At 62.8% G+C, this 19703-nt stretch carries 23 protein-coding genes and 1 tRNA gene; 15 read left to right on the plus strand and 9 right to left on the minus strand.

Going from position 1 to position 19703, the window contains the following annotated elements; all coding sequences use genetic code 11:
* The first annotated feature begins 3 nt into the window (after positions 1–3).
* From ACM62G_RS20855 to ACM62G_RS20890, 8 genes are all read left to right on the plus strand, one after another.
* Positions 4–360, plus strand: coding sequence for a DUF4398 domain-containing protein (locus tag ACM62G_RS20855; RefSeq protein WP_419735451.1), 357 nt, complete (start codon positions 4–6; stop codon positions 358–360).
* A complete protein-coding gene (locus tag ACM62G_RS20860) occupies positions 357–1169 on the plus strand; it encodes an OmpA family protein (protein ID WP_054059952.1) in 813 nt (270 codons plus the stop codon). The genes ACM62G_RS20855 and ACM62G_RS20860 overlap by 4 nt, the downstream gene beginning before the upstream one ends.
* Before the next feature lie 220 nt (positions 1170–1389).
* Positions 1390–2832, plus strand: a complete 1443-nt coding sequence (locus ACM62G_RS20865; protein WP_054059951.1) for a PLP-dependent aminotransferase family protein — start codon at positions 1390–1392, stop codon at positions 2830–2832.
* Between the two features lie 130 nt (positions 2833–2962).
* The gene (locus ACM62G_RS20870; protein WP_419735452.1) at positions 2963–3481 is read left to right on the plus strand and encodes a hypothetical protein; all 519 of its coding nucleotides are present in this window, start codon (positions 2963–2965) and stop codon (positions 3479–3481) included.
* Positions 3482–3630: 149 nt separating this feature from the next.
* Complete coding sequence (locus ACM62G_RS20875; protein ID WP_054059949.1) at positions 3631–3885, plus strand: YkgJ family cysteine cluster protein; 255 nt, start codon at positions 3631–3633, stop codon at positions 3883–3885.
* 34 nt (positions 3886–3919) lie between these two features.
* Positions 3920–4525 (plus strand): START domain-containing protein, encoded by a 606-nt coding sequence (locus ACM62G_RS20880; RefSeq protein WP_054059948.1) that lies wholly within the window; start codon positions 3920–3922, stop codon positions 4523–4525.
* 240 nt (positions 4526–4765) lie between these two features.
* On the plus strand, positions 4766–5002 hold the full coding sequence (locus tag ACM62G_RS20885; protein WP_054059947.1) for a hypothetical protein: 237 nt from the start codon (positions 4766–4768) through the stop codon (positions 5000–5002).
* A gap of 211 nt (positions 5003–5213) precedes the next feature.
* Positions 5214–5552 carry a ribonuclease E inhibitor RraB gene (locus ACM62G_RS20890; RefSeq protein WP_054059946.1) on the plus strand — a complete coding sequence of 113 codons (339 nt, stop codon included), beginning with the start codon at positions 5214–5216 and terminating at the stop codon, positions 5550–5552.
* Between the two features lie 292 nt (positions 5553–5844).
* On the opposite strand, the gene ACM62G_RS20895 is transcribed toward ACM62G_RS20890, so the two are convergent.
* Together ACM62G_RS20895 and ACM62G_RS20900 are read right to left on the minus strand one after the other, a co-directional pair.
* Positions 5845–6654, minus strand: coding sequence for a c-type cytochrome (locus ACM62G_RS20895; protein ID WP_419735453.1), 810 nt, complete (start codon positions 6652–6654; stop codon positions 5845–5847).
* A gap of 10 nt (positions 6655–6664) precedes the next feature.
* Positions 6665–7141: a rhodanese-like domain-containing protein gene (locus ACM62G_RS20900; RefSeq protein WP_273826242.1), complete on the minus strand. Its 477-nt coding sequence runs from the start codon at positions 7139–7141 to the stop codon at positions 6665–6667.
* A 562-nt stretch (positions 7142–7703) separates the two neighbouring features.
* Here ACM62G_RS20900 and ACM62G_RS20905 point away from each other — a divergent pair.
* From ACM62G_RS20905 to ACM62G_RS20915, 3 genes are all read left to right on the plus strand, one after another.
* The gene (locus tag ACM62G_RS20905) at positions 7704–8909 is read left to right on the plus strand and encodes an acetyl-CoA C-acetyltransferase (protein WP_054059943.1); all 1206 of its coding nucleotides are present in this window, start codon (positions 7704–7706) and stop codon (positions 8907–8909) included.
* Between the two features lie 19 nt (positions 8910–8928).
* Positions 8929–11070, plus strand: a complete 2142-nt coding sequence (locus ACM62G_RS20910) for a 3-hydroxyacyl-CoA dehydrogenase NAD-binding domain-containing protein (RefSeq protein ID WP_419735454.1) — start codon at positions 8929–8931, stop codon at positions 11068–11070.
* A 106-nt stretch (positions 11071–11176) separates the two neighbouring features.
* Entirely contained in the window at positions 11177–11905 is a 729-nt protein-coding gene (locus ACM62G_RS20915) for an amidotransferase (RefSeq protein ID WP_419735455.1), read from the plus strand.
* 73 nt (positions 11906–11978) lie between these two features.
* Here the strand turns inward: ACM62G_RS20915 and ACM62G_RS20920 are convergent, their stop codons facing one another.
* The 3 genes from ACM62G_RS20920 to ACM62G_RS20930 all read right to left on the minus strand — a co-directional run bounded on the left by ACM62G_RS20920 (position 11979) and on the right by ACM62G_RS20930 (position 14689).
* On the minus strand, positions 11979–12950 hold the full coding sequence (locus tag ACM62G_RS20920) for a magnesium and cobalt transport protein CorA (protein ID WP_054060408.1): 972 nt from the start codon (positions 12948–12950) through the stop codon (positions 11979–11981).
* 144 nt (positions 12951–13094) lie between these two features.
* Positions 13095–13820, minus strand: coding sequence for a lysophospholipid acyltransferase family protein (locus ACM62G_RS20925; RefSeq protein ID WP_419735456.1), 726 nt, complete (start codon positions 13818–13820; stop codon positions 13095–13097).
* A 179-nt stretch (positions 13821–13999) separates the two neighbouring features.
* Positions 14000–14689 (minus strand): crotonase/enoyl-CoA hydratase family protein, encoded by a 690-nt coding sequence (locus tag ACM62G_RS20930; protein ID WP_054062957.1) that lies wholly within the window; start codon positions 14687–14689, stop codon positions 14000–14002.
* A gap of 318 nt (positions 14690–15007) precedes the next feature.
* Between ACM62G_RS20930 and ACM62G_RS20935 the strand changes: the two genes are divergently transcribed.
* The 3 genes from ACM62G_RS20935 to ACM62G_RS20945 all read left to right on the plus strand — a co-directional run bounded on the left by ACM62G_RS20935 (position 15008) and on the right by ACM62G_RS20945 (position 15913).
* Positions 15008–15097: transfer RNA gene (locus ACM62G_RS20935), tRNA-Ser, on the plus strand.
* 285 nt (positions 15098–15382) lie between these two features.
* Positions 15383–15556, plus strand: a complete 174-nt coding sequence (locus tag ACM62G_RS20940) for a hypothetical protein (RefSeq protein ID WP_419735457.1) — start codon at positions 15383–15385, stop codon at positions 15554–15556.
* On the plus strand, positions 15557–15913 hold the full coding sequence (locus ACM62G_RS20945; protein ID WP_419735458.1) for a hypothetical protein: 357 nt from the start codon (positions 15557–15559) through the stop codon (positions 15911–15913).
* Here ACM62G_RS20945 and ACM62G_RS20950 read toward each other — a convergent pair.
* Together ACM62G_RS20950 and ACM62G_RS20955 are read right to left on the minus strand one after the other, a co-directional pair.
* The gene (locus tag ACM62G_RS20950) at positions 15877–16881 is read right to left on the minus strand and encodes an alpha/beta fold hydrolase (protein WP_419735459.1); all 1005 of its coding nucleotides are present in this window, start codon (positions 16879–16881) and stop codon (positions 15877–15879) included. The genes ACM62G_RS20945 and ACM62G_RS20950 overlap by 37 nt on opposite strands.
* A gap of 257 nt (positions 16882–17138) precedes the next feature.
* On the minus strand, positions 17139–17774 hold the full coding sequence (locus ACM62G_RS20955; protein WP_054060403.1) for a LysE family translocator: 636 nt from the start codon (positions 17772–17774) through the stop codon (positions 17139–17141).
* A 120-nt stretch (positions 17775–17894) separates the two neighbouring features.
* Between ACM62G_RS20955 and ACM62G_RS20960 the strand changes: the two genes are divergently transcribed.
* Entirely contained in the window at positions 17895–18812 is a 918-nt protein-coding gene (locus ACM62G_RS20960; protein ID WP_054060410.1) for a LysR substrate-binding domain-containing protein, read from the plus strand.
* Between the two features lie 7 nt (positions 18813–18819).
* Here ACM62G_RS20960 and ACM62G_RS20965 read toward each other — a convergent pair whose 3' ends face one another.
* Both ACM62G_RS20965 and ACM62G_RS20970 read right to left on the minus strand, forming a co-directional pair.
* The gene (locus tag ACM62G_RS20965) at positions 18820–19314 is read right to left on the minus strand and encodes a DUF1543 domain-containing protein (RefSeq protein ID WP_419735460.1); all 495 of its coding nucleotides are present in this window, start codon (positions 19312–19314) and stop codon (positions 18820–18822) included.
* Positions 19315–19433: 119 nt separating this feature from the next.
* Positions 19434–19646, minus strand: a complete 213-nt coding sequence (locus ACM62G_RS20970; protein ID WP_419735461.1) for a hypothetical protein — start codon at positions 19644–19646, stop codon at positions 19434–19436.
* Positions 19647–19703: the final 57 nt, after the last annotated feature.

A 19703-nucleotide genomic window follows, 5' to 3' on the forward strand; every position in this document is an offset into this window, starting at 1 on the left:
GCTTTGAGTATTCGACCTTTATTCGCTGCCCTGGCCGTCGTGGCCCTGGCGGGTTGCGCGGCCGATCCGGCGCCGAATGAACAAATGCGTCTCACCGAACGTGCGCTCGAACAGGCCCGGGCGGTTGGCGCCAAGGCTGACGAAGTCGCCGAACTGAAACTGGCCGAAGGCAAGTTCGAACGTGCCAAGTCCGCCATGGCCGACCAGTCCTTCAAGAAGGCCCGCATGCGGGCCGAGCAGGCCGAGCTGGACGCGCGCCTGGCCGAAGCCCAGGTGCTGACCGCCAAGAGCGAGGAGGAGCTGAAACTGCTCAATGCCCGTATCACGCGCCTGCGCAAGCAGTTGGGAGACGCCCAATGATCTATCCGAGCCGAATGGTCGGCGTCCTGCTGGCGCTGGGCTGTGTCAGTCTCTACGGTTGCGCCGGCCAGCAGGCCAGCGAGGCGGCGCTGCAACAGGCTTCCGCCAGCTTCCAGAAGGTCAAGGAAGACACCAATGTGCTGCGTTATGCGCCCAAGGACGTGATCCGCGCCGGTGAGTCGCTGGCGCGCGCCGATCGCCTGTCCGGCTACTGGGGCAGCAGCGGCGATGTGGCGCATTACGCCTACCTGAGCGAGCGCTACTCGGACATCGCCCGCCAGCACACCGAGCAGGCCCTGAACCAGGAACGTGCCGCCAAGCTGGAACTGGAACGTCAGCGCCTGCAACTGGCCCTGCGCGAGTCCAAGCTGATCAGCGTGCAGCAGCAGGGCAAGTGGGTGGAGGAGCAGATCAGCCAGGCCAGCACCCAGACCGATCGCGGGCTGGTGATGACCCTGGGCGACGTGTTGTTCGATACCGGCGAGGCCGAGCTGCAGAGTTCCGCCAACCGGGCGATCCTCAAGCTGGTGCAGTTTCTCCAGCTCAACCCGAAACGGGTCGTGCGCATCGAAGGCTACACCGACAGCACCGGCGAGAAGGACAGCAACCTGCAGTTGTCCCGCGACCGGGCGCAGTCCGTGGCGGACATGCTGGTGGACCTGGGCATCGACGAAAAGCGTATCGAGGTCGTTGGCTATGGCGACGAATACCCGATCGACGTGAATGCCACCGAGCGCGGCCGGGCGCAGAACCGTCGGGTGGAGGTGGTGTTTTCCGACGAGAAGGGCCATCTCGGCGCAGCCCGCTGAGGCGTCGGCCGATGCAGGAACAGACCCGGTATCCGCAAGGTGCCGGGTTTTTTCATGCCCGAACGCCCGGGCTGAAACACCTGGCGGTGTGCCGATACAGTTTTACTTCTCTCGTCACTGTATTGTCGACTATTGTAGGAACTGTGCCAGTACACTTTGAAACTGTTCCGGTATCGTTGCTTTCAAGAATAAAAACGCCGTTGAAACCGAGTGCCGCTTCATGACCAACCTATTGCTCTACCAACGTATTGCGCAGCAACTGGCCGACGACATCCGCCGTGGTGTCTATCAGCCAGGCGAGCGCGTGCCTTCGGTACGCAAGATGAGCTCGCAGCTCAACGTCAGCCACGCAACGGTGTTGCAGGCCTACGCCAACCTGGAAGACCAGGGGCTGATCCGCGCCCGTCCGCAGTCGGGCTACTACGTGCACCAGACTCCCGCGCTGACCGCGCCGACGCCGGATATCGCCCGGGTCGAGCGGCCGGGCCTGGTCACCCGCAGCAGCATCATCCACCAGGTGCTGGTCGAATCCCGCCGTGAAGGGGTGTTTCCATTCGGCGCGGCGGTGCCGTCGGTGGATTACCTGCCGGTACGGGCGCTGCACCAGCAGTTGGCCAAGGTCACCCGGTTTCACAGCCCGCGGGCTTTCAGCTACATGTTCAGCCCCGGCTTCGAGCCGCTGCGACGCCAGGTGGCGATCCGCATGCGCGATGCCGGGGTGGTGGTCGATCCCTCCGAGGTGGTGATCACCCACGGCTGCGTCGATGCGCTGCAGATGTCGCTGCGGGTGCTGACCCGCCCTGGTGATCTGATCGCAGCCGAGTCGCCAACCTACTACGGCCTGCTGCAACTGGCCGACCTGCTGGGCCTGAAGGTCATCGAGATTCCCAGCGATCCGTCCACCGGCATGAGCCTGGAAGCCCTGCAACTGGCGGCCAACCAATGGTCGATCAAGGCGCTGGTGCTGACCACGCGCCTGAGCAACCCGCTGGGCGGGACCATGCCCGAGGAGCGGCAGAAGCAACTGCTGCGCCTGGCATCGGATTTCGATATCCAGATCGTCGAGGACGATATCTACGGCGAACTGATGTTCGAGGTGGGCCGTACCAAGGCGCTCAAGGCCTATGACCGGCTGGACCGGGTGATCTACTGTTCGAGCTTCTCCAAGACCCTGTCGCCCGGCGTGCGGATCGGCTGGATGATCGCCGGCAAGTTCCAGCAGGAAATCCAGCGCCTGCAGACCTTCAGCACCCATTCGGCCTGCAGCGTGACGCAGATGGGCGTGGCGGCCTACCTGGAGAACGGCGGTTACGACCGGCACCTGCGCTACATTCGCCAGGAGTACCGCAAGAATCTCAGTGCCTTCCAGTTGGCGGTGCAGCAGTATTTTCCCGAAGGTACGCAGATGACCCGTCCGACCGGCGGTTTCATTCTCTGGGTCAGCCTGCCGGGACGGGTCAACACCCAGGAGTTGCATGTCCGGGCGCTGCAGCAGGGCATCAGCATTGCGCCGGGGCTGATCTTCAGCAACACCGAGCAGTTCAACCACTGTATCCGGCTCAACTGCGGGATTCCGTGGAACCGCGAGGCCGAACGGGCGCTGATGACCCTCGGCATGCTGGCCAACCAGCTCTGCCAGGAAACCGCGGCCGGGCTGTTCTGAACGGGCTGCCGGGAGCTGCCAGCGGGCACTCCCGGCGGTGGCATCCGGGGACGATTCGCGATCGCATTACTTGTCATTACCTGCCCAACGAGCGAGCATAGGGCACTCTGTTGTCGATGCCGTAGAGTTCATGAACGCGACTTTCGCTGTACGCCTGCTGTTGCTTGCCTTGCTGACCGGCCTTGGCGCTGGTGGTACGGTTATGGCGCAGGCCCAGGAAAGGCCGCCGGCCACCCGTGGCACGACGCAGGAAAACACGGCTACTTCAGCGAAGCAGACCCGTGCTTCGACGAATAAGGCCGCAGCCACTCAGAAAAAAGCCCAGCCGAAAAAGACCACGCCTACAAAGAAAGCCACCACGGGCAAACCACGCAAGGTCGATAATGAGGTGGTGAAGACTCGTCTGCCACCGCCCAAGCTGGACTTGAGCCTGCCCCAGGAACTGGTCAACAAGATGCAGCCGGTCGGCAAGGTGCCGCTGTCCAGGAGCCGGCCGCTGTTGCCGCAGATGTTCGTGGAAAAGCCGGCCTCCCAGACGCCTTTTCAACTCAACGGTCGACTGCTGAGCAACGAAATGGAGCTGCAGTTGCGTAACGACAGCCGTCGGGAAATCGAGGGCGCAGCGCTGGATTTCGAGTTCAAGCAGTAGAATCCCCCTCTCGGTCATGACGCTTCGTCGGTGACTGACCAGTCATCTACCCAGTTATTGAAAAACCATTGTGCGACCAATTTTAAACAGCCGTTTTAGCGGTTACTCTGTCTTCCACACCCCGGGTCCGTTGCTGGGAGCGTATCGCCATGAACTGCCGTGAGGGTTGTGGTGCCTGCTGTATCGCTCCTTCCATCAGCTCGCCGCTGCCGGGCATGCCCGAGGGCAAGCCGGCCGGAGAACGTTGTGTGCATCTCTCGGTCGAAAACCTCTGTGAACTGTTCGGCCGGCCCGAGCGGCCGGCCGTGTGTGGGGGATTCAAGGCCGACCCGGAAGTCTGTGGCGGCAGTCGTGAAGAGGCCATCCGCCTGATCGGCTGGTGGGAGAAAATGACGGCGGCTTGAAGCGTGTTTACCTTCGACAATAAGGAATAAGAAAATGGGTTCGCTGCATCGTTTAGCTGTGGTTTGTGGTTTGAGTGCCCTGTTGACCGGGACCGCCTACGCGGAAACCTGGGAGACGGCCAAGGATGAAAACGGCATCAAGGTGTCGCTCGCCGAAGTGAGCGGTTCCAAGTACAAGGCCTACCAGGGCGTGACGACGATCAAGGCTTCGGTGGCCAAGATCCGCGCCCTGCAGGAGGATGTGGTCGGCGCCTGTGCCTGGATCCACGAGTGCAAGTCGCAGAAACTGGTGGACAAGAAGGGTGACGAAAGCTGGACCTACACCCAGTTCAAGGCACCGTTCCCGGTCACGGATCGCGACTCCTACCTGCATATCACCACCATCCAGAATGCCGACGGCAGCCTGACCCGCAAGCTCCAGGGCGTACCGACCTACAAGCCGGAAGAAAAGGGTTATGTGCGCGTCGCCCAGGTCGATGGCTTCTGGAAGCTGGTGCCCAAGGGTGACAACCTCACCGAGGTGACCTACCAGGTGCACACCGAGCCAGGTGGCAGCGTGCCTTCGTGGCTGGCGAACAAGTTCGTGGTCGAGGCTCCCTTCAATACCCTGCAGGCCCTGAAGGAACGCGCCGAGAAGTGATCGGCCGGGGGCGCAGGTCTCTCCTCGGAGCAGGAGCCCGGGACCGCCGCCCCTTGTAGGAGCGCGGCTTGCCCGCGAAGGCGGTCGACCAGTTGACATATCCGCTGACTGAGCCATCGCCTTCGCGGGCAAGCCACGCTTCTACAGGTTCTGGTTGCCTGCAAACGCCTTGAACGATCCCTGTTGCCGCGAGGTCCAGATATCTGTGGGCCCGTGATGGGCTTGAGCGAGGAGACACCGATGAAGATGTGGGCAGTCACTTTCGTGGATGATCATGGTGTTCAGAGCGTCGAGCACTTCGATTGCGAGCACCAACCGAGTAGGGAGCAGGCCGCACAGTGGGTTCGCGCCCGTTTGCTGCCGGTTCCGGCCGAACTGGACCTCAATGATCTCGACGGGCGCATGGACGAGCCGACAGTCAAGAGCCTCAAGGAGCAGAACAGCATCCAGATCCTGCGCATCGCGCCGGCTTCGTAAAGTCGGTTTTTCTACTTCAGACCCTCTGGCAGAGCTGCTGGCATCACGCTACTCTGCAATCGAGATCAGCGAGAGATTCGCTAAGGTGGTCTGATCTTGTCAGCTACATGCTTGTTTCCCGGCGATGGCCATCCGTCGCGCTGCCGGCACCGTGGGTGCCCGTCCCGGGATCGCGGAAAGTCTATCCAACGCTTGCTGAGGAGGACGTTTCATGAGCACAGCCTATCAAGAAGACATCAGCAGCCAGGTGCTGCGCCGCATGAAAGAAGGCGGTTTTGATTTCGCACGTATCCATCCCATCGAGTTCTATGCGGTTTTCCCGGACGAGGAGCGGGCGCGCAGGGCTGCAGGTCAGTTTCGTGGTGAATCCCTGAACGCTCAGGTCAGCCCCAGGGACGACGGTGCCTGGTATCTGGAACTGAGTAAGGTGATGTACGCCACCTATGGTGGCATCGATGACTTCGAGCACGACTTCGGGGCGGTGGTCGAACCGCTGGGCGGCGTGATCGAAGGCTGGGGTGTCAAGCATCCGGTCCGTGCGCGCAACTGAACGTACGGAACTCTCCCTGAAACGACGGCTGACCTGTGGGTCGGCCGTTTTTGTTTTCGGCGTAGAGTGGGCGCAAAAAAAGGCCACCGCAGAGGGTGGCCGAATGGGAAGCAGGGGGCGCGGACGAGGTATCGGTCGATCCACGGGCAGACGCCGCTTGGCGCCTGGCAAAAGGGGGCAAGTCGCCTGGGCGGTGCTTGTCGCCCTGGCCGGCTTGATGGGGGAATTATCCGCCAGCTCTCTCCCAGGCGGAAATCGACTCTGGCTATGTAGGTGATAGCCAAAAGCCTGCTTACTGCACTGGCACCTTGCGCTGGGCCATGTGCCTGAGATAGCCCACCAGCAGATCGAGGTCGCTGTCCGGCAGCACCGCCGGGGCGAACGCCGGCATCTTTGCCTGTGGCCAGTGGCGCAGGCTCTGCGGGTCGCGGATGTAACGCTTGAGATAGCCTTCGGCGAAGTACTCGGTCGGGCTGTACGGTACGTTCAGGTCCGGTCCCACCTGCGCATCGCCCGCGCCGTTGAGCTTGTGGCAGGCCAGGCAGTTTTTCTGGAACAGCGCGAAGCCCTGGTTCACCGGGTCGTTGGCCGCCAGCGCGGGGTCCGGCAGCAACGCCGGGAAACGCTGCGCCACCGGGGCCAGGCGCTGGATACTGGCGACCTGGAAAGGCCATTGTTCGGGGCTGATGTGTCCGGCTTCCGGATGCGTCCACACCAGGTAGAACGGCCCGGCGCCCGGTTTGCCCTCGGCGAGTGGCGGCCAGGGTCTGGCCGGGTCTTCCACCGCCAGCCAGGCCTGGGCGCCACTTTTGCCGAGCAGCGGCGCAGCGCTCATTTCGGCGGCGAACCCGTCCAGCGCCACGGCCTGCAGGTGATCGTCAGGCTTGACGCCGTCCAGCAGCACGGCCACCGGCACCGCACGATAGGTCATCTGGCGTTTGTAGGAGACATCGTCGTCGATGGTGATGGTCTGTGCCTTGGGGTGGGCCAGCAGCGCCTCGGTCTCCCAGGTCCGGGGGCCGGAGCCGAGGTCGAGGGTGAGTTGGGCGGCATGCAGTTGGCTGCAGAGCAGGGCGGTGGTCAGCAGGATCAGGCGTTTCATTCGTGGGGTCTTATTCGATCGGGGCGGTGGTGGGGTTGGATTGGTCGGCGATATCGTCGTCATTGTCGAAGACCCAGGTCGGGGTGTCCTCGACATGATCGAACAGCGCATCGCGCAGTTCGCTGTAGTTGCCGCCATTGACGATGCCGAAGTAGCCACGCCGGATCAGCGTGTCCTCGGCTTCCAGGGCGTGCTGGTTGGTGTCGCTGTAGATCACCACGGTGGCGTTCGGGTCGAGTACCACCAGGCGCAACTGGTAGGCCAGGCCTTCGGCACTGATGCCGGTGCCGTCTTCCAGGGTCAGGTCCACCTGCAGGGAGTTGTGGATATTGCCGGCGGCGAAATCGCTGTTGTTGCGCAGGTCGAGGATAAGTGCACCGTCGCGGATTTCGTCGACCGCGCGGTTCACATCGATGATCCCGGCCCGGGCGTGGAAGCTGCCGAGCAGTGCCGTGGCTGTCAGGGCGGCGGCGATCCAGTGGCGCATGAGCTTGTCTCCATCAAGTCATGGCTCAAGATTGGCACACAAAACCGAACCCCGGTAGTTGACCGGGGCGAGAATTCGGTTTTGTGAAAAAGCGCCACAGGCTCTAACCGGCCAACCTGGTGAGGTTCGGCAGGATGAGCAACAAGGTGGTGGCGAATAGGATCAAACCGGCCTGGCGGACTTTCGAGTGCTTGAACATGGCTGACTGCCTTTTGTTGTTATTCCTGAAATACGACTCGATGACTCGGTGTTGGTGTCCCGGCAAAACCCGGCGGCAACTCCACAGGAGTAACCTTAGGGCCCGCGTCACACTTGGCTTAGAACTCTTTGCCATGTGTTTAGCAAAGTTTTATTTAAAAAAGACATGAGGCATATGGCCAGCTGGCTAGCGGGCCTTTGGCTAGACACCTGCAAGCACTCAACCGGTCAAGCGCTTAGCACACTACCGTTCGTCCGAGCGTGAGGGTCAAGGCCGATGAGCGCTTCGGTCATTGAATCCTGGCGGGCCGGGCCTAAGGTGGGAGCGCGGCTTTTTTCTCCACCCGAACGGTTCGAGGACGTCATGACAGAGGCTCTGATATTCGATGCGGTGCGTACGCCCCGGGGCAAGGGCAAGGCCGGTGGCGCCTTGTACAGCGTCAAGCCGGTGAACCTGCTGGCCGGGTTGCTCACGGCGTTGCAGCAGCGCAACGGCTTCGATACCCGCGAAGTGGACGACCTCGTGATCGGCTGCGTGACGCCGGTGGGTGACCAGGGGGCCGATATCGCCAGGACGGCGGCGTTGGTGGCGGACTGGGATGTCAGCGTTGCCGGGGTGCAGGTCAACCGGTTTTGCGCCTCGGGCCTGGAAGCGGTGAACCTGGGCGCGATGAAAGTCCGTTCGGGCTTCGAGGACCTGGTGGTGGTCGGTGGCGTCGAGTCCATGTCGCGGGTACCGATGGGCAGCGATGGCGGGGCCTGGGTGCTCGATCCACAGACCAATCTGCATTGTCACTTCACGCCCCAGGGCATTGGCGCGGACCTGATCGCCACCCTGGAAGGCTTCAGTCGCCAGGATGTCGACGGCTTCGCCTTGCAGTCGCAGCAGAAGGCCGCACGGGCGAGGGCCGCGGGGGCGTTCCGCAAGTCCCTGGTGCCGGTTATGGACCAGAACGGCCTGGTCCTGCTCGACCATGACGAATTCATCCGGGCCGATTCGACCCTCGAGGGCCTGGGGCAACTCAGGCCGAGTTTCGAGGCGATCGGGCAGATGGGCTTCGACGCCACGGCCCTGCGGGTCTACAGCCATGTCGAGCGGATCCGCCATGTGCATACCCCGGGCAACAGTTCCGGGATTGTCGATGGCGCCGCGCTGATGCTCATCGGTTCGCCCGACAAGGGCCGTGAACTGGGCCTGCGGCCGCGGGCGCGGATCGTGGCGAGTGCGGTCACCGCCACCGATCCGACCATCATGCTCACCGGCCCCGCACCGGCCACCCGCAAGGCGCTGGCCAAGGCCGGCCTGCAGATCGGCGACATCGACCTGTTCGAGGTCAACGAAGCCTTTGCCTCGGTGGTGCTCAAGTTCATCAGGGACATGGCGGTCGATCCGCACAAGGTCAACGTCAATGGCGGCTCGATTGCCCTGGGGCATCCGCTGGGGGCCACCGGTTGCGCGATGCTCGGCACGCTGCTCGACGAGCTGGAGGCAAGGCAGTTGCGCCATGGGCTGGCAACGCTTTGCGTCGGTGGCGGCATGGGGATCGCCACCATTATCGAACGCCTTTGAACCGATCGGGAAACCTGCCATGACGGATGCCATTCGCTACGAAAAGGGGGCCGACCGGATCGTCGTCCTGACCCTGGACATGCCCGGCCAGACGGCCAACACCCTGAATGCCGCCTATCGCCAGGCCATGGCCGCCTGCGTGGCGCGCCTCACCGCCGAGCGCGAGGATCTGGCCGGGGTGATCATCACTTCGGCCAAGCCCACCTTCCTTGCCGGGGGCGATCTCAATGAACTGATCAGGGTCACACCGGCGGATGCGCAGGCTTTCCAGGACGGCGTACGCGAACTGAAGGCCCAGTTGCGCGCCCTGGAAACCCTGGAGCGGCCGGTGGTGGCGGCCATCAATGGTGCTGCGCTGGGCGGTGGCTGGGAAGTCTGCCTGGCCTGCCAGCACCGCATCGCCCTGGACGACAAGGCCGTGCAACTGGGCTTGCCGGAAGTGACCCTGGGCCTGCTGCCGGGCGGTGGCGGGGTGGTGCGCATGGTGCGCCTGCTGGGCCTGGAGAAGGCGCTGCCGTACCTGCTCGAAGGTCGGAAGGTTGGCGCCCGGCAGGCGCTGCAGGCCGGCCTGGTCGGCGAGTTGGCGGGCGACGTCGACGAGATGCTGGCCAAGGCCCGGGCCTGGATCGTCGAGCATCCGGCGGCCCGCCAGCCCTGGGACCTGCCGGGCTATCGACTGCCGGGGGGAAGCCCCTCCGAGCCCAAGGTGGCGCAGATGCTCGCCATCGCCCCGTCGATCCTGCGCAGCAAGACCCAGGGTTGCCTGCCGGCCCCGGAAAAAATTCTCTGTGCGGCGGTGGAAGGGGCCCAGGTCGACTTCGATACCGCGCACCTGATCGAGACCCGCTATTTCACTGAACTCGCCACCGGCCAGGTGGCGAAGAACATGATCGGGACCTTCTGGTTCCAGTTGAACGAGATCAATGCCGGCGGTTCCCGCCCCGGGGGATTTGCCCCCCATATCACCCGCAAGGTCGGCGTGCTCGGGGCGGGGATGATGGGCGCGGGTATCGCCCATGTCAGCGCCGTCGCCGGGATCGAGGTGGTGCTCAAGGACGTCAGTCTGGCCGTGGCCGAGCAGGGCAAGGCCCGCTCGGCGGCGTTGCTGGACAGCAAGGTCGCCCGTGGCCAACTGAGCGGCGAACAACGCGAAGCGATCCTGGCGCGCATCCGGCCGACCGGGACGGATGACGACCTGACCGGGTGCGACCTGATCATCGAGGCGGTGTTCGAGGACCGTGAACTCAAGGCCAGGGTCTCGGCGGCCGCACAACGGGTGGTGGGCAGCGAGGCCGTGATCGCCTCCAACACCTCGACCCTGCCCATCACCGGCCTGGCCACGGCAGTACCGCGTCAGGACCGGTTCATCGGCCTGCATTTCTTCAGCCCGGTGGAGAAGATGCCGCTGGTGGAAATCATCCGGGGCGCGCAGACCAGCGACGAAACCCTGGCCCGCGGCTTCGATTTCGTCCAGCAGATCCGCAAGACGCCGATCGTGGTCAATGACCGCCGCGGCTTCTTCACCTCGCGGGTGTTCGGCACCTTTACCCATGAAGGCATTGCCATGCTCGGCGAGGGAATCCCGGCGGCGATGATCGAAACCGAGGCGCGCAAGGCCGGCATGCCGATCGGGCCGCTGGCGGTTTCCGACGAGGTGTCGCTGAGCCTGATGAGCCACATCCGCCAGCAGACCGCCCGGGACCTGCAGGCCGAAGGCAGGGTGCCGCCCAGTCACCCGGCCTACGCGGTGATCGATGCGCTGCTGGAGTACAGGCGCCCCGGCAAGGCCGGTGGTGGTGGGTTCTACGATTATCCGGCGGGCGGGCAGAAACACCTGTGGCCGGACCTGAAGCGGCATTTCGAGAACCCCGAACGGCGGATTTCGCCCCAGGATGTGCGCGACCGCCTGCTCTTCGTGCAGGCCCTGGAAACCGTACGCTGCCTGGAGGAGGGCGTGCTGCAGTCGACGGCCGATGCCAACGTCGGCTCGGTCCTCGGTATCGGCTTTGCCGCCTGGAGCGGCGGCGCCTTGCAGTTCATCAACCAGTACGGCCTGGCGAACTGCGTTGCCCGGGCCCGCTACCTGAGCGAACAGTACGGCGAGCGTTTCGCGCCACCGGCGCTATTGCTGGACAAGGCCGCCAGGGACGAGCGGTTCTGAGGCAACTGAACCACGCCTGGCGCAGGCGCGTTCCGGGCTTGCCTTGAATACAGGTTTCAAGGCAGGCTCAGGCCTCACTCTTTGGTCTTTCGCGTCAGGTACTTTTATGTCGTTACACATCTGCATTCTGGAAACCGATGTCCTGCGTCCAGAGCTGGTCGAGCAGTATCAGGGGTATGGGAAGATGTTCGAGCGTCTGTTCTCCCGCCAGCCGATCACTGCCGAGTTCAGTATCTACAACGTGATGCAGGGCCACTATCCGAGTGACGACCTGACCTTCGACGCCTACCTGGTGACGGGCAGCAAGGCCGACTCCTTCGGCAGCGCCCCGTGGATCCAGACGCTCAAGACCTACCTGCTGAACCGCTACGAGCGTGGCGACAAGCTGCTGGGCATCTGCTTCGGCCACCAGTTGCTGGCGTTGCTGCTGGGCGGCAGGACCGAGCGTGCCCACCAGGGCTGGGGCGTTGGCATCCATCAGTACAAGCTGGCCGCGAAAGCCCCCTGGATGAGCCCGGTGCGCGAAGAACTGACCTTGCTGATCAGCCACCAGGACCAGGTCACCGAGCTGCCGGAGAATGCCACGGTCATCGCCAGCAGCGATTTCTGCCCGTACGCGGCGTACCACATCAACGACCAGGTGTTGTGCTTCCAGGGGCACCCGGAGTTCATCCATGACTACTCGCGGGCCCTGCTGGACATCCGCCAGGAGAACCTCGGCGAGACCCTCTATGCCAAGGGCGTCGCTAGCCTGGACCAGGAACACCACGGCACCACGGTGGCGGAGTGGATGATGCGCTTCGTCGCGCACAAGCCGCAGGCCGGATCCGCCTGATCCCGGCTCCCACGGTGAGTTGCAGTCGACACAAGTCCCTGTGGCAGCGGGCTGGCCCGCGAAGCCTTTGACTTCACAACCAGCCTGAGCGCTTGAAGCTGGCCCACAACGCCGTGCAGCCGACCGCAATCGCCCCGAGCACGGCGAAGTAGCCGTAGTGCCAGCTCAGTTCCGGCATGTTCTGGAAGTTCATCCCGTAGATCCCCGCCACCGCGGTGGGAAACGCCAGGATCGCCGCCCAGGCAGCGAACTTGCGCTGCACGATGCTCTGCCGGGTCGACTCCAGCAGTGCGCCGATCTCAATGGTCTGGCTGGCGATATCGCGCAGCGTCGCCAGGTCTTCCATCTGCCGGGTCACGTGGATCTGCACGTCGCGAAAGTACGGACGCATGTTCTTGTCGATGAACGGGAAGGCCAGGCGCGAGACCTCTTCGCTGATCTCGACCATCGGTGCCACGTGGCGACGCAGGCGCAGCACGTCCCGGCGCAGGTGGTGGATGCGCTGGATGTCGCCCTCGTTCAGCGTGCTGCACAGTACGTTCTTTTCCAGTTCGTCGATTTCGGCATGAATGGCTTCACTGACCGGCTGGTAACTCTCGGTCACGAAGTCCAGCAGGGCATAGAGCACGAAGTCCTCGCCGTGTTCCAGCAGCAGAGGACGGGCTTCGCAGCGCTGTCTGACATGGGCGTAGGATTTCGAATGCCCATTGCGGCAGGTGATGATGTAGCCCTTGCCGGCAAAGATGTGGGTCTCGATGAACTCCAGCCTGCCTTCGTTGCGGATCGGCGAATAGGTGACGATGAACAGCGCGTCGCCGAAGGTTTCCAGCTTCGGTCGGCTGTGCTTTTCCAGGGCATCCTCAATGGCCAGTTCGTGCAGGTTGAACTGTTTCTGCAGGTTGGCCAGTTCCTGGGCGTTGGGCTCTTCCAGACCGATCCAGACGAAATGTCCCGGCTTTGCCGCCCAGGCGGCACCTTCGTCGAGGGTGATATTGGTGACTTTCTTGCCGGCGCTGTAGACCGCGGCCGCAACGACTCTACCCATAATGCTGATCGCTTCTTCTTGAGGGGGAAAGACAAGTTGCAGCTTAGCCTGCCTGGCCTCTCTCCAGGAGATGGCGATGCCTTGCACAAGGCTCGGTCCCTTGTCGGAGCCGGCCCCGACAATGTATTCCCATAGCGACGACGCTCAGGGCTCGGCCTGCACCTGCCGATCCAGCGCCTCGATGCACTCGCGCATCTGTTCCCGACATTGCGCCATCAGCTTCGGTATGTCTTCCGAGGTCAGCCCCGCGGTGGGAATCGCCGGCAGCGAGCGGATCATCACCTGGCCGCTGTTCCAGCGGTTCAGGCGCATGTGTCGGACATAAGTGCTGGCGCACACCGGCACGATCGGCACACCGGCGGCGATCGCCATCTGGAACGCGCCTTTCTTGAACGCCAGCAGCGCCTGGCCCCGGTTGCGGGTGCCCTCGGGAAACACCCAGATCGACGTATCCTTGTGCTGCAGGGTATCGGTGGTGGTGCGTATCGCCCGGCGCGCCTTGTAGGCGTTGCTGCGGTCGATCAGCACATTGCCCGCCAGCCAGAAGATCTGGCCGAAGAACGGCAGCCACTTGAGGCTCTTCTTGCCGATGGCGACCGTGCGCCGGGGCACCACATTGCCGAACACGAACAGGTCGTAGTTGGACTGGTGGTTGGCGATGATCACGCCGCTTTGCGATTGACCCTGCAGGGACTCGACCTCGGCCCTGAGCTTCAGGCCCAGGATGCGCATGGCCGGCCTGGCATAGAAGCGGGCACACAGCCGACTGTTGTCCGGGTTGAAGGGGCGGCAGAGCACCAGCAGCAGGCCGAGCAGACCGGCCAGCAGGAAATGCAGCCCCATCAATGACATGCGTAATACGAACAGCATCTGGCGAGCTTCCCTGACAAAAGGTCAAACAGTGTACGGTTGTACACTGGGTTCGGCAATCAATCCGCTGGCGCGGGTTATTGGCGGAGGGAGGCCGGGAAACCGTGGCGAGACGGCCTGGACGGGCAAGAAAAAGCCCGGCACGAAGCCGGGCTGCAGGGCGCAAGGCGTCATGCGGATCAGTTCAGGTGTTCCTGGTCGAGGATGATCGCGTTGTCCAGGGTTTCCAGCAGTTCCTTGCGCACTTTCAGCTTGGTCTTCTTGTGCGCGTTCATGTTGATCTTCTTCAACTGCCGGGCGGCGTTCAGCGCGGCTTCCCGAAGATCTTCCGGGGCGACCAGCTTGTCGAGGAAGCCGGCATCCACCGCGTCTTTCGGCGAGAACATCTCGCCATTGATCACCGAGCGGTGGAAGGCCGAGCGCCGCAGCCGGTCACGGGCCAGCTCGATACCGGCGTGGTGCATGGTCATGCCGATCTGCACTTCGTTCAGGCCGATGCTGAAGGGGCCGTCGACACCCAGGCGATAGTCGGCCGACAGCAGCAGGAAGGCGCCCTTGGCGACGGCATGGCCGGGGCAGGCGACGATCACCGGGAACGGGTGGGACAGCAGCCGGCGGGCGAGGGTGGAGCCGGCGGTCACCAGGCTGACGGCCTCCTTGGGGCCGGCGGTCATCACTTTCAGGTCGTAGCCGCCGGAGAGGATGCCGGGCTGGCCGGTGATGATCACCACGGCACGGTCGGCGGTGGCCTGATCCAGGGCAGCGTTGAAGGCGGCAATCACGTCCGGGGAAATGGCGTTGACCTTGCCATTGTTCAAGGTCAGGGTCGCGATACCGTCGTCGAGGTGGTAGGAGATCAATTCACTCATGACGTAATTCCTTATAAAGAAGTGCAGCAGACGTTACCCAGCCGCACGAGGCAGGTAAAGCGTCGTGACTGACTGGTGAGTCAGGCTTTGCCACCGGGATGCGCCGCGGGCGGGCGCCAGGCGTCCGCTCCAGCCGGGTCGAAGGCGGCGAGCCGGGCCGGAGATTGGCGGGTTTGCCCTGATCGACGGGAGCGCCCATGGCGGAAAATCGGCTATTTGACTTAACCGCATGAAAATTCTGAAAAAAACCTTTGCCATCGGGAACGCTTTCGACTACATTAGCGCGCCTCGACAGACTGAATCGGTTTGACGAGATACGGTGAAGTGTCCGAGTGGCTTAAGGAGCACGCCTGGAAAGTGTGTATACAGGAAACTGTATCGAGAGTTCGAATCTCTCCTTCACCGCCAAATTCGATATAGCAGAACCCCTGGCTCTCTCAAGAAGCCAGGGGTTTTGTGTTTCTGGGGCTGGAAAGTTGGCCGGGTGAATCCGTGTTCTGCGGTAGTCAGCCTAATCACTGACAGTTCCCTCGGCTTTTCCCTACCTGCTCAGGTAAACCTTTCCAAATCGTAATACCGACAAACAATTTGCTCGGGGCACGGCCGCTTTTGATCGGGACGCCAGCCGGGAAATAAGTCATTCTGAACCCATTGAGCCGCGACTCTCGACGGCTCGCCACGGGAGCAATCTCCATGTCCATGCCTGACCTGAAGACTCCGCGACTCGTCCTTTCCGGTGCCTTGCTGGGGATCGCGGTTGCGAATGTACTGTTTGGCACGGGAGACTCCACTGCTGGTGAATGGCTGGCGGGCGCTGTCGGGGCCAGTGTTGCCTTTGTCGCCATCAAGGTTCTGGCGATTGCCTGAATGATCAGCGCCTTCGGCCACGAAATCGGCAGTGAAGGCATCACGCTGATCATCGCGGCAGTCTGTGTGTTGATAAGCTTTGTCCAGCAATGGCGCAGCAGGCGGCAGATTACGACGACGGACTCGATTGCCTCACTGCTCAACGGCGCTTCGTTGTTTCCCTTCTGCCTGATGGTGGGTGCGAGCTTTTCGAGCGACTTCATGCATGCCGCCATTGCCTCGAGGGCATCTCTGAGCATTGCGGGATTTCTGGGGTTACTGTGCGTTTGTGGGGAGGTTCTTTCTCCTTCGGGGCTCAAGAGGTATTCGGGGAAAAGTGTTCATTCCGAGCCTGCTGTCTCGTCGAAAATCCCCTGAGTTTCCCTAGGCGTGTTTTCCTGGGGGTAGTTCCTCCCAAGAAAATCCAGCAACGCCGCATTCACCTCCTCGGGCTTTTCGTTCTGGATCCAGTGCCCGCAATCCTCCAGCACCTGTTGTTCCAGATGGGGCACCACGGTGGGCATGCGCTTGATCGTATGCGCTTCCAGGGCACCGACCGGGTCGCGGTCGCCGACCATGAACAGTGTCGGTTGCAGTACCTGGGCCCCGGCCAGGAACTCGGTCTCTTGCCAGTTGCGTTCGAAGTTGCGGTACCAGTTCAGAGCGCCGTGAAAGCCCTTGCCGGTGAAGGTCTGGCGATAGGCCTCGAAGTCTTCTTCCGTGCACCAGTGCGGCAGTGCCGAGGGCATGTTCACGCCGTCAAACAGCCTGGCGTCGGCCGGCTTGCTCTGCAGGAACACCTCGGTATCGCCCATGAAGGTTCGTAGGGTGCGATCGATGTCCGCATCCAGTTCCTGCTCGGCAACACCCGGCTGCTGGAAGTAGAGAATGTAGTTGAAGCGATCGGCGAAGAACTCGCGCATGCTCTCGATGGCCGGGCGTTTGGAACGGCCAGCGAAGGGCACCGACAACGTCACCAGGGCCCGGACCCGCTGCGGCTCCAGCAGCGCCAGGTGCCAGGCTACCGGTGCGCCCCAGTCGTGGCCGATCATGGCGACCTGCTCGTGAGCAAAGGCCTGCATGGCGGCCTGGATGTCGCCACAGAGGGTCAGTAATGCGTAGGCTGCGCTGTCCGGCGGTGCGCTGCTACGGCCGTAGCCGCGCATTTCCGGGACGAAGACCCGGTAACCGGCCTGAACCAGCGCCGGTACCTGCTTGCGCCAGGAGTGCCAGCACTCCGGGAAGCCGTGCAGCAGCCAGACCGGCCGACCCTCCTGGGGACCTGCCACATGTACGCTCAGGGTGATGCCGTTGACGGACAAGCTGTGCTGTTCGAGTGCGTTCATCCCGTGGGCTCCTGATCGGACGTATCGACCCTAGTGTCCTGTCTCGGAAATAGGCTGTGCACTTTTGGCGGCGTCTTGGGCGCCCGGCCGGCGTTGCCGCTCCTCGCCATAGCCCTGCTATGACTCGTCGCGGCGCCTTGGCCGAACACCCAAGCCACTCGCTAAAAGAGAACTTATTTCCGAGACAGGACACTAGCAGAAACGCGGAATGGCGCTAATCATCATTCATTGATCGAATGATGACTGAAACACGCCTTTCAATGCAGGGCCACCAGCATCGACCGGGCGGCGTAGCCGGCGCCGAAGATCGCCACCAGCAGCAGTACCAGGCTGGAGGCGAAAGTCACCTTGGCCTTGTGTCGGGCGGAGAACATCCGGTTGGCCAGGTGGATGTACAGACCCAGGATGATGAAGTCGACCAGGGCCCAGAGTACGGTCAACAGCAGTGCGCTGTGGCCGAACGAAGGCGTGATCTGGATGAACTGCGGGAAGAAGGACACGAAAAAGATAATGTCCTTGGGGTTGGAGATCCCCACCAGGAAACCTTTGAGGAAACCGCTGCGGGAACTGGGCAGCGGTTGCTGCACGGTGTCGTCCACTGGCGTGCGCAGGGCGTCCTTGAGCCCCTGAAGGCCCAGATGGCCGATGAACAGGCAGCCGATGAAGCTCACCAGGTTCAGCAGGTGTTCGTTGAGCGACAGGCTGCCGGCCAGGATCAGTACCGCCAGCAGGGCGAGCATCAGCGAGGCGCCATTGGTGCCGAGCACCGTGAGCATGGCGCGGCCGGTGCCAGCCTTCAGGCTGGTGTTGATCGCCAGGGCGACCACCGGGCCCGGGGTGACGATCAGCAGGGCAACGCTGAGCACGTAGAGCAGCAGTAGCGAGAAGTTCATGGCAGGGATGTCGCCTTTGTACGGGGATTCGTGGACGCCAAGCCTGAGGCGACACGGGCGGTTTGAAAAATGGATAAATCTGTGACCAACTATGATTATTAATCATGCTTGGTGTCCTTCATGGCCGAACGTATCCCCCCGCTCTATGCCCTGCGTGCCTTCGAGGTGGCGGCGCGTTCCTGCTCGTTCACCCGGGCGGCCGAGGAACTGTCGCTGACCCAGAGTGCCATCAGCCGGCATATCCGTAATCTGGAAGAGTTGTTCGGCTGCCATCTGTTCGAGAGAAAGGGCCCCAAGCTGCAACTGACTGACGCTGGGCAAGGCCTGGCCCAGGAGCTCAAGGCCGGCTTCAAGCTGATCGAGGACGCCTGTCTGCCGTTTCGGGCCAATGCCAGTCACCTGCGCCTCAAGGCACCGTCGAGCCTGACCATGCGCTGGCTGCTGCAGGTGCTGGAGAAACTCAAGACGGTGGAACCCGGGCTGCCGGTGCAATTGTCCAGCGTGTGGATGGACATCGACAGCGTGGACTTCTACGCCGAGCCCTACGATTGCGCGATCCTGCTCGGCGATGGGCATTTCGGGGCGCAGACCGAATGCTGCAAGCTGTTTGACGAGTGGCTGATTCCCATCTGTTCGAGCAAGGCCCTGGGCTCGGAGCCGTGGAGCCTGGAAACCCTGGAGCACCACGAACTGATCCACCCGTCGGCGGATCGCCGGGACTGGCGTCGCTGGTTGCGCCGCCTCGATCTCGACGAGCGGGTCCGGCTCGACCGCGGCAAGGTGTTCGGTACCCTCGACCAGGGCATATCCGCGGCGATGCGCGGTCACGGCGTATCGATCGCAGACCTTGGTCTGGTGCTGGAGGATGTGCGTGACGGCCTGCTGGCCTTGCCGTTCATGACCGCCGTCGGTACCGGCGACAGCTACTACCTGGTCTGGCTCAAGGGCAGCCTGCGCAAGGAGCGGATCCTGGCGTTCCGCGATTTCCTCAATGGCGAGTTGCCGCAGCTGGAACTGCCGCAGATCGAATTTCTCTGAGCCAGGGTCAGGGCAGGACGATGTAGTCGTTGCCCTGTACGATGCCCCGGTGCGGTGCTTCCAGCAGCTCGATATAACGCCCGCCCACCTGGTCGATCGGCAGGCAGTCGTCGACGTCGAGCAGGGTGTCGGTGTGGGGCTTTTCCCACTCGCGGAGCATCTGCCGCTTGCCTTTGGCCTTGGCCTGCTCGCTGTTTTCGGCAACCACCAGCAGATACCGGTGGGCCTCGCCATAGACCCCGGCCTCATAGCCGCCAAGATTGATGAAGAACAGCCGTGGCGAGCCGGGCGCGGGGGCCAGGTCGCTGAAGCCGACCTTCCAGCGCTCGACGCCATCGACCCGCATCCAGGCATCGATATGCAGGCCCTTCTGGCTGCCGAACCAGTCCTGGCGCAACTGCGGATAGCTCGCCGCCAGGCTGTCGGCACGGACGAAGGCGACATCATGTACTTCTATCTTGGCCCGGGGATGTTTTCCGCCCAGCATCACCACCCACAACATTTCTGTTCCTTTTTGAGAGATCGGCGCGGTCCGCACCGTTTTTCCAGCGTGCCTGCCATTATGTCGCAGTTGCTCGGACAGAAGCTTGCCCCAAGGGCGGCACCCCAGGAGGGAGGTGCTCAATGCTCTTCGCGATTGCCCGTGTGCTTGCGGGCGCTGGCGGGAAGTGGCCGATGCAGCCAGGCCAGGCAAACCTCCTCGACATCGACCCAGTTGCCATTCTGCGGCCGGGTTCGGCAGCTCTTGAAAGCCAGGCAGATGCCGTTCTGGTCCAACAGGGCGAAATGGCGTGGGGAAGCGGGATAGGTGAGGAAAAAGCGGGGGGGAGTCATGGCGATGTTTCCGGTGGCTACCGGCCTTTTATAGGCGATATCTTCGGTGAAACCTCC

This window comes from Pseudomonas sp. COR18 (genome assembly GCF_048568395.1).
Taxonomy (GTDB): Bacteria; Pseudomonadota; Gammaproteobacteria; order Pseudomonadales; family Pseudomonadaceae; genus Aquipseudomonas; species Aquipseudomonas fuscovaginae_B.

What these genes read in the sequence shown, in the direction of transcription:
- ACM62G_RS20885 (WP_054059947.1), top strand. Translation starts at nt 4,766, where the DNA reads ATGAAGATGTGGGCAGTCACTTTCGTGGATGATCATGGTGTTCAGAGC.
- ACM62G_RS20865 (WP_054059951.1), top strand. Translation starts at nt 1,390, where the DNA reads ATGACCAACCTATTGCTCTACCAACGTATTGCGCAGCAACTGGCCGAC.
- ACM62G_RS20960 (WP_054060410.1), top strand. Translation starts at nt 17,895, where the DNA reads ATGGCCGAACGTATCCCCCCGCTCTATGCCCTGCGTGCCTTCGAGGTG.
- ACM62G_RS20880 (WP_054059948.1), top strand. Translation starts at nt 3,920, where the DNA reads ATGGGTTCGCTGCATCGTTTAGCTGTGGTTTGTGGTTTGAGTGCCCTG.
- ACM62G_RS20965 (WP_419735460.1), bottom strand. Translation starts at nt 19,314, where the DNA reads ATGTTGTGGGTGGTGATGCTGGGCGGAAAACATCCCCGGGCCAAGATA.
- ACM62G_RS20900 (WP_273826242.1), bottom strand. Translation starts at nt 7,141, where the DNA reads ATGCGCCACTGGATCGCCGCCGCCCTGACAGCCACGGCACTGCTCGGC.
- ACM62G_RS20860 (WP_054059952.1), top strand. Translation starts at nt 357, where the DNA reads ATGATCTATCCGAGCCGAATGGTCGGCGTCCTGCTGGCGCTGGGCTGT.
- ACM62G_RS20930 (WP_054062957.1), bottom strand. Translation starts at nt 14,689, where the DNA reads ATGAGTGAATTGATCTCCTACCACCTCGACGACGGTATCGCGACCCTG.
- ACM62G_RS20945 (WP_419735458.1), top strand. Translation starts at nt 15,557, where the DNA reads ATGATCAGCGCCTTCGGCCACGAAATCGGCAGTGAAGGCATCACGCTG.
- ACM62G_RS20905 (WP_054059943.1), top strand. Translation starts at nt 7,704, where the DNA reads ATGACAGAGGCTCTGATATTCGATGCGGTGCGTACGCCCCGGGGCAAG.
- ACM62G_RS20950 (WP_419735459.1), bottom strand. Translation starts at nt 16,881, where the DNA reads ATGAACGCACTCGAACAGCACAGCTTGTCCGTCAACGGCATCACCCTG.
- ACM62G_RS20940 (WP_419735457.1), top strand. Translation starts at nt 15,383, where the DNA reads ATGTCCATGCCTGACCTGAAGACTCCGCGACTCGTCCTTTCCGGTGCC.
- ACM62G_RS20970 (WP_419735461.1), bottom strand. Translation starts at nt 19,646, where the DNA reads ATGACTCCCCCCCGCTTTTTCCTCACCTATCCCGCTTCCCCACGCCAT.
- ACM62G_RS20910 (WP_419735454.1), top strand. Translation starts at nt 8,929, where the DNA reads ATGACGGATGCCATTCGCTACGAAAAGGGGGCCGACCGGATCGTCGTC.
- ACM62G_RS20920 (WP_054060408.1), bottom strand. Translation starts at nt 12,950, where the DNA reads ATGGGTAGAGTCGTTGCGGCCGCGGTCTACAGCGCCGGCAAGAAAGTC.
- ACM62G_RS20890 (WP_054059946.1), top strand. Translation starts at nt 5,214, where the DNA reads ATGAGCACAGCCTATCAAGAAGACATCAGCAGCCAGGTGCTGCGCCGC.
- ACM62G_RS20875 (WP_054059949.1), top strand. Translation starts at nt 3,631, where the DNA reads ATGAACTGCCGTGAGGGTTGTGGTGCCTGCTGTATCGCTCCTTCCATC.
- ACM62G_RS20915 (WP_419735455.1), top strand. Translation starts at nt 11,177, where the DNA reads ATGTCGTTACACATCTGCATTCTGGAAACCGATGTCCTGCGTCCAGAG.
- ACM62G_RS20895 (WP_419735453.1), bottom strand. Translation starts at nt 6,654, where the DNA reads ATGAAACGCCTGATCCTGCTGACCACCGCCCTGCTCTGCAGCCAACTG.
- ACM62G_RS20870 (WP_419735452.1), top strand. Translation starts at nt 2,963, where the DNA reads ATGAACGCGACTTTCGCTGTACGCCTGCTGTTGCTTGCCTTGCTGACC.
- ACM62G_RS20955 (WP_054060403.1), bottom strand. Translation starts at nt 17,774, where the DNA reads ATGAACTTCTCGCTACTGCTGCTCTACGTGCTCAGCGTTGCCCTGCTG.
- ACM62G_RS20925 (WP_419735456.1), bottom strand. Translation starts at nt 13,820, where the DNA reads ATGCTGTTCGTATTACGCATGTCATTGATGGGGCTGCATTTCCTGCTG.